Annotated in this window: 12 protein-coding genes; all 12 read right to left on the bottom strand. The window is 31.5% G+C overall.

The genetic code is table 11. The features are described 5' to 3' along the window. Positions 1-136: 136 nt before the first annotated feature. Positions 137-1,066 carry a GDP-L-fucose synthase gene (locus Q0L29_RS17275; RefSeq protein WP_296623708.1) on the bottom strand — a complete coding sequence of 310 codons (930 nt, stop codon included), beginning with the start codon at positions 1,064-1,066 and terminating at the stop codon, positions 137-139. Beyond that, positions 1,059-2,171, bottom strand: coding sequence for a GDP-mannose 4,6-dehydratase (gene gmd / locus Q0L29_RS17280; RefSeq protein ID WP_296623709.1), 1,113 nt, complete (start codon positions 2,169-2,171; stop codon positions 1,059-1,061). Before gmd ends, Q0L29_RS17275 begins: the two co-directional genes overlap by 8 nt. A 145-nt stretch (positions 2,172-2,316) precedes the next feature. Beyond that, positions 2,317-3,318: a bifunctional phosphoglucose/phosphomannose isomerase gene (locus Q0L29_RS17285; protein WP_296623710.1), complete on the bottom strand. Its 1,002-nt coding sequence runs from the start codon at positions 3,316-3,318 to the stop codon at positions 2,317-2,319. Between the two features lie 362 nt (positions 3,319-3,680). Then, positions 3,681-4,850, bottom strand: coding sequence for a glycosyltransferase family 4 protein (locus tag Q0L29_RS17290; protein ID WP_296623711.1), 1,170 nt, complete (start codon positions 4,848-4,850; stop codon positions 3,681-3,683). Beyond that, positions 4,850-5,392, bottom strand: a complete 543-nt coding sequence (locus Q0L29_RS17295; protein ID WP_296623712.1) for a serine acetyltransferase — start codon at positions 5,390-5,392, stop codon at positions 4,850-4,852. The genes Q0L29_RS17290 and Q0L29_RS17295 overlap by 1 nt, the downstream gene beginning before the upstream one ends. Beyond that, positions 5,379-6,191 (bottom strand): sulfotransferase, encoded by an 813-nt coding sequence (locus tag Q0L29_RS17300; protein ID WP_296623713.1) that lies wholly within the window; start codon positions 6,189-6,191, stop codon positions 5,379-5,381. Before Q0L29_RS17300 ends, Q0L29_RS17295 begins: the two co-directional genes overlap by 14 nt. Positions 6,192-6,463: 272 nt before the next feature. Beyond that, entirely contained in the window at positions 6,464-7,321 is an 858-nt protein-coding gene (locus tag Q0L29_RS17305; protein WP_296623715.1) for a glycosyltransferase family 2 protein, read from the bottom strand. Positions 7,322-7,398: 77 nt separating this feature from the next. Continuing rightward, positions 7,399-8,301: a glycosyltransferase family 2 protein gene (locus Q0L29_RS17310; RefSeq protein WP_296623716.1), complete on the bottom strand. Its 903-nt coding sequence runs from the start codon at positions 8,299-8,301 to the stop codon at positions 7,399-7,401. Between the two features lie 501 nt (positions 8,302-8,802). Further along, a complete protein-coding gene (locus tag Q0L29_RS17315) occupies positions 8,803-8,967 on the bottom strand; it encodes a hypothetical protein (RefSeq protein WP_296623717.1) in 165 nt (54 codons plus the stop codon). A 90-nt stretch (positions 8,968-9,057) separates the two neighbouring features. Then, on the bottom strand, positions 9,058-9,954 hold the full coding sequence (locus tag Q0L29_RS17320) for a sulfotransferase domain-containing protein (RefSeq protein WP_296623718.1): 897 nt from the start codon (positions 9,952-9,954) through the stop codon (positions 9,058-9,060). A gap of 139 nt (positions 9,955-10,093) precedes the next feature. Next, complete coding sequence (locus Q0L29_RS17325) at positions 10,094-11,230, bottom strand: glycosyltransferase (RefSeq protein ID WP_296623720.1); 1,137 nt, start codon at positions 11,228-11,230, stop codon at positions 10,094-10,096. Positions 11,231-11,240: 10 nt separating this feature from the next. Continuing rightward, a complete protein-coding gene (locus tag Q0L29_RS17330) occupies positions 11,241-12,023 on the bottom strand; it encodes a glycosyltransferase family 2 protein (protein ID WP_296623721.1) in 783 nt (260 codons plus the stop codon). Between the last annotated feature and the right edge of the window lie 20 nt (positions 12,024-12,043).

Below are 12,043 nucleotides of genomic sequence, written 5' to 3' on the forward strand. Positions count from 1 at the left end.
ACAAAGAAAATTTAACCACGACTTGTCCCGAATTTATCGGGAAAAGACATAAAAGAAAACAAAAGTTATTTAGCTAAAGCTAAATTAACCTGAGGTGAAGAGGGTTTAGCTAAATCTGATTTGAATTCAGCATGCCTCACGAGGAATAGGATTTAAAATCTTCATAAACAGATGATATTCCATCTTGTAAATCAATTTTATAATTCCAGCCTAAAGCGTTTATTTTATCAACATTCATTAACTTTCTTGGAGTGCCATCTGGTTTAGAATCGTCCCAATCAAGTTCACCCTCAAATCCAACAATTTTCTTGATCAGTTCGCCCAATTCTTTAATTGTGATTTCTTTACCTGTGCCGATATTGACGAAACCTTTTTCATTAAAATTATTCATTAAAAAATAACACGCATCAGCCAAATCATTTACATGTAGAAACTCTCTTTTAGGCGTGCCACTACCCCATAATTGCACGGAACTTTTGTTGTTTGATTTACCTTCATGAAATTTCCTAATTAGTGCCGGCAGCACATGGGAAGTTTCCAAATCATAATTATCATTTGGGCCATATAAGTTCGTAGGCATTGCAGAAATAAAATTGCAACCATACTGATCTCTGTATGCATCACACATTTTAATTCCTGCGATCTTTGCAATAGCATAAGGCTCATTGGTTGGCTCTAGCTCCCCCGTCAACAAATATTCTTCTTTGAGCGGCTGTGGTGCCAATTTCGGATAAATACAGGAAGAACCCAGAAAAAGCAATTTAGTAACATCATTCAAGTAGCTTTGATGAATTACATTGTTTTGTATCATCAAATTATCGTATAAAAATTCCGCTCTATATTTATTGTTGGCTAAAATCCCACCCACTTTAGCTGCGGCTAAAAAAACATATCCCGGTTTTTCTATTTCAAAAAAATCAGCCACGGCAAGCTGGTTTCTTAAATCTAATTCTTTTGAAGTTCTTGTTACGATATTTTGAAAGCCTTCTTTTTGCAATTTCCTATGAATGGCAGACCCTACCATTCCTCTATGCCCGGCAATATATATTTTTGAATCTTTATTCATTATAATTATTCACTTTATGACCTCCTTCGATTAAAAGCATGTCCTTTCTAAATAGTTCCAGATCTGATTTCATCATATCTTTAACCAAAGAGTCTACGTCATGCTTTGGTTCCCACCCCAGTTTTTCTTTCGATTTGGTCGGATCTCCTAACAACAAATCTACTTCCGTAGGCCTGTAATATTTAGGATCAATTTTTAAAACGACACTACCCTCTTTTAAATTAAATTCAGACGTTCTGCACTTCTTAATTACCGCTATTTCATTTACCCCTTCGCCCTTGAATTCCAATTCAATACCGACATAATCAAAAGCTTTAATGACGAAATCCCTAACAGAAGTCGTTACTCCGGTAGCTATTACAAAATCTTCCGCAACATCTTGCTGCAATATCCTCCACATGGCCTCAACATAATCTTCCGCATGACCCCAATCTCTTTTAGCATCTATATTGCCCAAGTAAAAAGCTTCTTGTAATCCTAAAGCGATTCTCGATACGGCTCTGGTGATTTTTCTGGTAACAAAGGTTTCGCCTCGCAAAGGAGATTCATGATTGAATAAAATACCATTACATGTAAACATATTATAGGCCTCCCTATAATTAACTGTTATCCAATAGCCATAAATTTTAGCTACTGCATAGGGTGATCTGGGATAAAATGGAGTCTTTTCTGACTGAGGAGTTTCCTGAACTAAGCCGTACAACTCCGAAGTCGATGCCTGGTATATCCTGGTTTTATCTTGTAACCCTAAAAGCCGTACAGCTTCTAAGATCCTTAAGGTACCCATTCCATCTACATTTGCTACATATTCGGGAGTCTCAAAACTGACTTTAACATGAGACATTGCTCCCAAATTATAGATTTCATCTGGCTGCACCTCTTTAATGATTCGGGTAATATTCATACTATCTGTTAGATCCCCGTAATGCAATATAAACCTAACTTCTTTTTCGTGAGGATCTTGGTAGAGATGGTCAATTCTATCCGTATTGAAAAGAGAACTTCTCCTTTTGATCCCGTGCACTTCATAGCCCTTTTTTAATAATAATTCTGCTAAATATGCTCCATCTTGACCGGTAATTCCTGTGATCAATGCTTTTTTCATCTGTTTATATTTTGTTTTTTAATTGTCAGATGCAACCTTTGACGATTAAAATTATCATTTCGAATATATGGCAATGATAATTTTAATCGTGTCGGTTTCATAAATATATATTTCTTATTATCAGTAATTTTATTTAAAATATATCTTACCTGGATAATTCATTTTTAAAATAGTCAATATTTTTAATCTCAGATGCATCCACTTCATTTAATATTGCCAATTCCAGGGATACCCAATCACTAAAATGAATCAAATACAACAACTGAGATAATTTCGAATTTCCTTTGGCAGTTATTTCAATTACATTACTTTTTTTACTGATTATTTCCTGAGTGATTTTCAAACGTTTTTTATTACGTTCATTATCGAAATCGGAATGAAAAATTAACACTGCTATTTTTTCAAACAGGAAGTCAGGTTTATTCCATCCCATTATCTCATTATGGTTCATTTCCGGAGTAATATTAGAATGAGCTAATTGCTCACTATTTTCAGCTAATTGTTGAGTAAATCTTAAACTCACAGGCGATAAGAAATCAGAAGAATAAACTATAGCTAATCTATCTTTCAATAGTGTTGCTGTCTTTTTCGCTTCTGTTTGTATCTCTTCCTGATAAGAAATAAGTTCTTTAACAGCATCATTTACTAATGCTTCTACATTTCCTTGCTTTTCAAAGACCTCTAAGGTTTCTAATAAGAATAAAATTGCAACTATAGGATACCCTATTCCAGCTCTTGGACATTTTGAATCACCGGGAAAAACATGTTTTGGAATATCTAATATTTCAGAAATATCAAGCAATTCTCCACCGGTTGTGATGAAGAAACAATTCTTAGTTTTATCAATGGCTTTTTTTGTTATTGTAAGGGTCTCCTCAGTATTTCCGCTATATGAACATGCTATGAAAAGCGTATTTTCATCTACCCAGTAAGGTAATTCATATCCTTGAATCATTATGATAGGTAACCTACTGTATTCATTGGTAACCGCTTTCACTATGTGGCCTGCAAAAGCAGAACCTCCCATTCCACAAATTGCAATTTTATCAATTCCATTGAATTTATCCTTTACTGAATCTATCTGATTCTTTAAACTTAGTGCATCAGTTAACTGATTTGGGAATTCTTTTATTAAATTTTGCATCATTTTATTACAATTCTACTTGAAATTAAATTATTAGAGCTAAAGCTCTTTTCTTTTGAACCACAAAGGCACAAAGACACAAAAATGGCCAGCTAAAGCTGGTTTATAACCACAAAAGAAATGGAAGAAAACAAAGGCAGGTAAAGGTTCTTTAAAATATTTCGTCAAGACGCGAAGATTCTGTTTACGCCACGACAAATTAATCAACAAAATATCACTATCAATTCTGAGATAACTGTGATCAACTCCTAATTATAAAATTCGTAATTCTTAATTAGAAATCCTTTGTGCCTTCGTGTCTCCCGACTTGCAGTGCGGGACATGTTATGTGGTTATTCACAGCCTTTGGCTGTTTTTTTGTTTCCTTAGCGTCTTTGCGCCTTTGCGGTTAGTTCACAGCCTTTGGGGCTGTTTCTGTTTACCAATAGCTCATCATAAGTGCTTTCATATTCCTCCGCAATTTTATTGATATCAAAGTTTTCAGCTGCAAATTGATAAGCCTTTTCTATTTTTTGAGTCCAATCAATGCCTTGAGCCTCTAACATTGTGTTAGTTAATGCTCCTACATTGCCAACAGGAAATATTAAACTATTCTCCGTACTTACACATTCCAAATTTTCAGGAATATCAGAAGCTATGATTGGTGTTTTTGACATCATAGCTTCAATTAAAGCCCCTGGTAAACCTTCATAATGAGAAGGGAAAACAAAATAATCAGCTAATTGCAATAGTTCAGGTATATCGGATCGATTACCTAATAATTTTACTTTTGAATTTAGATTTAATTCATTGATTCTCTGCACCAAAGCATCTCTGTATTGCCCATCTCCTGCAATTAGGAGTACTGCATTTTTCTCTGTTCTCCTATACTGGTGAAAGGCTTCTATTAAATCTAGCTGCCCTTTTCTATCCAATAGACGACTGACATTTAAAAATACTTTTTCATTAGAAATTTTAAGGTCTCGCCTAATGTCATCTGACCTAACTTTTTGATTGAACACTTGAAGGTCTCTTCCCCTAAAAATCACCTTAATTTTATTTAGAGGAATATTTAAAGCTTTAGCATTTGATCGCTTTATGGCGTGAGAATTAGAAATAAATAAATTAACCTTATTTGCAGAACGTCTATCTAAATTTTCTATATATTTTAATTTCATCTTCTGAATAATAGTCAGTTTTTGATAACGAACTTTAGCATAAGAATTATTTACTAAGCTGTTAATTAGAGGTAAATCTAATTTCTTTGCTAATATGCGAGCTACCTGATCAGATCTAAAGAGTGTTGAATGAATTAAATGAACATCAAAGTTTTCAATAACTTTTTCAACCGATAGAGCCATGCTTTTGAAATTATAATCCGGCTTCAGGTTTAAAGAGATTATCTTTATTTCCTTTTCTTCAAATTGAGACTTTAGAGTATCCCCGGCAAATAATTGAATAAAAATGGGCTGGTATTTTTCAAAACGAGAAGTAATGGCTAATAGACTTTTTTCTGCTCCTCTTGTTTCCAATGTATCAATGATGAAAACTATCATTACTTAACAATATTATTTATATAATTCTTACTACCCTTATAATTAATTATTTTTGCAGGGTTACCACTAACTACTGCATCATCTGGGATGTCAAAATTCACAAAGGCTAAAGGAGCTATCAACACATTATCTCCAATTTTTATATTTCCAACAATAACAGAATTTGCACCTATCCACACTTGATTGCCTATTACAGGAGTTCCCTTTTTTATACCCCTATTTACTTCGCCAATTGTAACTCCTTGTGCGATATTACAATTATTGCCCAGAATAACTTTTTGATTAATCACAATATTACCAAAATGACCTATATAAAACCCATATCCTATTTTGGTTCTATGCGGAATTTGAAACCCATATTTTACTTTAGTAATTTTTAGTAATATTCGACCTACTAATCCTAATGGATTTATAATTGAAAAACTCTGAGACAATCGAAAATAAACACAAAAGCGAAAACCAGGACTTACGAATAGTGCTTTTAGAAATGAACTTTGATATCTATAAAGATCACCTATAAGAGCTAATTTAAATTTTTTCATAGGTATTCCATTTGGAGGAATCTAATGAAAATATAGTTTGAAATTTCGCAATATCCTCTTTAATATTAGATTTTATAAATAATTTTGATTTCTCTGTGAGAATTGGACGATCAATCTTAATAGACATAAAATACCAGAATAAATGATATAAATCTGTGAATTTATTATTCCCAAAAAGTTTATGAAAAGTATCATGAAATTTTATAAGGTATTTTTTGCTCGATATATTGTACGCCTTAAAATGTATCTCCTCATATTCAGCATTTAAGAAATTGCACAAATCTTTTAAAATTGCTGTTGGATTTTTAATAAAATCTTCAAACAAAACAACTTTAATATTTCTGCTATCGAAAGTCTCTAGATAAGGTTTTATCTGAAAAAAATAACTACTTGTCAAAATATAATCTTCATTGCCTATTAATTCCTTTTCAACGCTTTTACTATTCAATCTATCTCGATAAATATTGTGATGTAAATGAGAAACAATTCTATCTATTGGATCACGTACAATATAAATAATTTTCATATCAGGATTGAACTGTTTCATATTTCTGACTGTTTCCGGATACAAATGGAGTCTAGAATAATTTGGGGATGTTTCACCTAAAATAGGCTTATCACTAGGAAATTGATTTAAATACCAGTCAAACCCTTTATTAAAATTATTACTAAAAAAATTAGGCTCTTTGGTCACAGTAAAACCAATCTGAGAATGTACTATTAAATTTCTATCGATGGTAGAGGTTCCTGATTTCATTGCTCCAATTATTATAAATTCAGGTGTTTTATTCATGTTCATTCAATCCAATTAACCTAATAATTATTTAACTTCAAAACTATAAACAATTTTAATATACTTTCTATCTTAAAATCTTTTCATTAGTTCATCTTCGGTATTTTGATACCAGAAAAAAAACTGTATATATTGCTATAGAATTGAGTGTAACAATTATATATAATGAATATAAGATAAACAGAAAACCCCCTTTTTAAGCAAATCTTCTTCAACTATTTTTTTTTACTAAACTTCGAATCTTTTGCAGAAATGTCAGCTTAATTTTAGTCTTGTAATCATGCTGAGATAGATTTAAATAAAAAATATATAAATTTGAGATATAATTTAATATTTAGAGGATTGTATCTAATACTATTTTTAAGTAATTCAATTGATTTTTTTTTATCACCTAATTTAAAAGACGCATAACTGGCAACATTATAATAAGATGAAATCGTTTTTTTAGGCAAAACTGAATTTTTATACTTATCAATAATTTTTAAAGTTCCCATTTGTACAGCCCGCCAATCATTTTGAATTCTCTCACCAGAATGCTTATAAATAATAACTAAAGATTGAGTGGAATAAGTAGAAGATAAAAAATTAGTATTTAAGTATTCTAAAATCCTGATACCTAAATCTGTATGTTGTATTGATCTTAAATCACTATCAAACCCACCAATTTCAATAAAAATTAATTTTTTCAATAAGTAGGCTCCCGCATTAAATCGGGTTATATGCCCACCTTTGATATACTCATCGTTTGAAGGAGTATGATGAGATGTTTTGTCATTATATTTAATTGTAACGCCAACTGAATATAATACTGACTTAGGATTAGAAAGTATCATATTAGCAAAAACTTTTAACCAATCCAGTTTAACTTTATCATCACTATCAAGGAACGTAACCCAGTCATAACTTGCCTTTTCTACCCCCACATTTCTAGAATGAGCGGCACCTGTATTCTCCTTTTGAATATATTTTATTCTTTTATCTGCCAGATATAATTTAACCACTTCCTGCGTATTATCAGTGCTTCCATCATCTACAATGATTAACTCCCAACTTGAAAATGTTTGATTTTTAACACTTTCAATTGATTGGGTAATTAAGTGAGCCCTGTTGTAAGTAGGAATTATTATAGAAATCATCTTAGTTTATAAATAGTGATAAATATTTTACTATAATTTCTCATTCAGTAACACTTTGAACATTTTACTACTTCTTTCTAATTTTGAATAAAGAGCTGTTTATTCCGTTTTCTGCTTTTGATAAATTCTTTTCTTAATTTTAACATTTTAAAGAAGATGCGAAAAAAATCACGATTTGATACTATGCCTTTCAACAACTTTGCAATAAGAACTCTAGTATTAAAAAGATAGCTCTTTACTAAACTGGGGTTATTAATGTCCAAGAGACCCACCTGAAATTTATTTTGATGTTCTAATGCTAAACCTGTAGGGTTTTTGCTACCCTTTCGTATTTCACGATCGTGATAGATGACAGCATTTGAAACAATACCTAACTTAAACTGATGAAAACGCAATCTGCTAATGTAATTCGTGTCTTCTCCATATAGGAAAAACAATTCATCGAACAGCCCAACTTTTTTAATTGTCTCCCTTCTCAATAACCATGCAGCTGCATTGATAAATCTTACCTCATAAAGAGATTTCACCTTTTGAAGATACAGATCAGAAATAAAACCAGGACATTTTTGTGGATCAATATAATTAGCAAATTTAAAATCAAGGGCACCTCCTCTTCCATTGAGGTGCATTGGACTAAGAATACCAAAGCTGGGATTAGATTCAGCAACCTCTATAAGCCTAGATAACGTGTGAAGGTCAACCCAGGCATCTTGATTTAAAAGAAATATATAATCCGCATTTTTTTCATATGCTTTCTTGATGCCAACATTATTAGCTTTACCAAACCCAAGGTTATTTTCTGATTGAATCAAATCAACTTCAGGGAATTTAGTCTTAATGGCTTCTTGAGTACCATCAGTGGATCCATTATCAATTACAATAGTTTTAAATGGGGTATCAGGTGATTTTAAACTACCTAGACACTGATTGATCCACTTTAAACCATTATAAGTCACAATTATACAATAAATTCTTTTCATACTGTTGACATCATTAAATCAAGATTCTCTAATATTTTCTGCTAAGTTCAGAAATAAGATGATAAAGATCATAGACTAAAAATTGTGGCTTAAATATAATAAGTTGAAAAAATAAAAGGCTTTACAAGTGAATTCTTTTTCCGAAATTGAATTAGTTTGAAGAAACCATACGATTTTCTATATCTCTACAAAAGTTTTAGGTAATGAGAATAAATCAACTCTTTATTACAATTAATCCGAAGAGGCACAAAATACTTATCTTTTAGTAAAATCGCTCCCAATTTCATCCTATCTTGACGTGAAGTAGAAATTTCAGATTAAGAAGTGTTTTTAAAAGTACGAGATGCCATATGCAATCAAAATTTTACCATTGGTTCATCTAACTACTAAAATATGACAAACAATAGTAAGAATCTCTAATAAATTATAGTTATAAAAAAATATTTAAAGAAAGTTGTCCTGTTCAACTGGGAAGCTATTTATGAAAACTCATAATTTTTTTCAGTAAGTTTTACCACAAGCTACCGTAATATCTCTGTTTTTTACAAAAGTGCCTTTTATGGTGATATCAGAAATAATAATAGCTACCTTTTCTGGATTCTTGGCGTTCATATCAGTATAACGGGTAAATTGTCTGAGTAGTGCCGGCTTTCTTAAACATGACATTTCATACCGGTATAATGATTAAGTGGCCGCAAGGCTTGATGTTTGCTATTTTCCCTGACATTACTTCTAAAAAAATGTTGTTTACCCTAATTACCAATCCTTCTCAGTATAAAATTTTTTCCATACATCGCCAGTGCCAATCTTTATTCTTTTAATTTCATCATCTGTCAATCTATTTTTCCAATTTTTAATATTATCAACTGAATTTCTTTTAAATGCAGATTGTTCACTTCCACTGGTTGACTCTTTTATATAGTTCGCAACATTAGAGTCTAATGTTAAATTGAGCTTTGAGAACATTTCACTAAATTCGGCAAGTGGGTTGATCGATAAGTTTTCATGCTTAACAAAATACCAGTCATTTTTATATCTTTCCTGATAATACGCTATTGTGTCATGGATTGTATTCCAAAGTAAAATACCCTGGTCAATTATATCTCTTTTATTTTTCGAAAAATCTTCGATTACTGATTCATATTCTTTTAAATAGGTGTTCATCAAAACGGGTTGGTTCAAATAATTATTGAAATCAAATTGCCAATCTTTCACTTTCAAACTGGCAATAAAAGCCGCAGGGTGCCTAATTAGTACAACTATATCAATGTTATAATTCATATAAATCCATTCCGTTGACATTATTGCTATAGGATCTTTTATGATGGTTCGATCTGTTATCCTACGCTTCATGTCTGCAAAATAATGATAGAGCCCTTTCAATGACCTCAATGTAAGTAACCTTTTCAAGTTGTTTCTATGAAATACTTTATAAAAAGAATCAATATAGTAACTAGCCTTTTTTTGATTTTTAGTTGCACTATCGATTAAACATTCAAACCAGTAATTAAATGGTGACTTATGATTCTTGCGATGTATTCCAATATTAAAAGGTTCGTGTATATACCTTACATTTTGAGCCTTTGCAATTACATTTCCTGTCCATGTTGAACCCGAACGATGAGAACCTGTCACTAAAATATTTTTATTCATTTAATTTATTTTATTGTGTCTAACAGTAGGCTTACCCCCAATTAGAACTGTTTTAAAACACAAAACATTCATTAATTTTAACAGTTCGGTTTTAAGGGTAGATTACATAAGAACAATATTTTTCTAATTATTTAAAAAATTATAATTCCATGATTAAATTTTCAAAATTTTTAACATGAGAATCTTTGGTAAAGTATTTTCTTGCATGCTCCCAGGCATTATTTTCTATTATCTCCCTAAGATTTCTATTATCAATTATAATTTTCATTTGTTCTGCTAAACCAGCTTCAGCATTCTTATATAATAGCCCATTATACTGATGTGTTATGAGTTCAGATGTGCCTCTTCCATTATCATATCCAATCACAGCAATTCCAAATGCCATTGCTTCAATAATCACTCTGCCGAAGCCCTCGCTTTTGGAGCAGATTAATAATGAATTCGCATTGTAATATGCTGAAAATGGATCGTCCAAATAACCCGAAAAATGTACAAAAGATGATATTTTTAAATTTTCTGCAAGATCTTTTAAAGGTTTATAATTACCTCTGCCTACCACATTTAGACTGACATTATACCCTTGTTTTATCAACAAAGATAAAGCTTTAATAGCCTCCTTCTGATTTTTATTCTCGTCAATAATTCCTATAATTACGAACTTAAATATACCATCATGAATATTTACTTTTCTACGATTAAAGTCTTCTTTACTAACAGGTCCATCATAGATGACATAGCCTTTTTTATATTCAGGTAATGTATGACTCTTCAGCGAGAATGAGGTAAAAACAACCCCAGATGACAATTTCAGTAAAAAATAAAAAAAACTCTTAGGTACGATTAAATGCAAGCCATGATCCAAAAACTCTCTTAAATGCCATATGTGTTTTTGCCGATAAATTACTGAATAAACATAACCAAAGTAAATCACGGATGTATTTGTAATAATTAGGTCAGGGTTCCATGGTTTTAATAAACGATGAAGATAGAAAACGCTTCTGATGGTTATAAGCAACTTCTTCACGAATCTCAGATGCTGTTTTATATACTTTAGTGGTTGCTTTTTGAATAGGTATTTTGGTTGACCTGTCCATTTAGAATATCTCATTATAGAGTACTCTATCGATTTCTTTTCAAGCTCATTGCACAAAGGCCCTCTGGAAGGCAAAACTACCATACAATTTACATCATTGCCTTGCAAGCCATCAATTAACTCCACTAAAGCCCTGGAAGCTCCTCCTAAATTCGAATCATGATTAAAGAACAGTATTTTCAATTCTAATCTTTTAACTAAATTTATTTTTAAAAAATGTTAAAACCTTCCTGAATTTTAGCGCTTTCTTAACGACACGTGAACTCTGTATCTTTTTTAGATGATCCAACTCTTGAAAATTGGTAATCAACAATGGAAAGTGCTTATTGAAGAATGTTACCCTCTCCTGTTTTATCAGATTTCTATTCTCATCTTTTGAACTAATACCATCAAATTCAAATTTTGTAATAGGAAAATTGAGGTGCTTATAGGAAGCATTGCCTTTAATTAAAGCAGTTATGAAAAATTCTTGATCAGACACGATTTTGTTGTTTTCATTATATAATCCACAACGCTGAAACAATTCTTTTTTAATAAAGCTTGCAGGGTGAGGCAGGTGGGATTTCCATAAGTACTCAAATGTTAAAATGTCGGGATATCTTTTTTCGCGCAAAACACCTGATTTATTAATAACCAAATCTCCATATACAATATCCGCACAAAGTCCCTGAGATGCTTTTTCTATCGTACTATTTTCTAATAAAACATCCCCGCTATTTAAAAAGAGCAGATATTCACCAGAAGCAGCCTGAATTCCTTTATTCATGGCATTGTAAATGCCTTTATCCGATTCGGAAACCCAGTGATCAATGTCAGAATCATAAGATTTCAATAAATCTACAGTACCATCATTTGAGCCACCATCTATAACTAGATACTCTATATATTTATAGGATTGATTTAATACGCTATTTATAGTTTTACTTAGTCCCTCTTTATTATTATAAGAAATGGTTATTATTGAAATTTTCGACATTTAAAAAATTAACTAGTTAC

The sequence above is a fragment of the Marivirga sp. genome (assembly GCF_024636815.1).
Classification (GTDB): Bacteria; Bacteroidota; Bacteroidia; order Cytophagales; family Cyclobacteriaceae; genus Marivirga.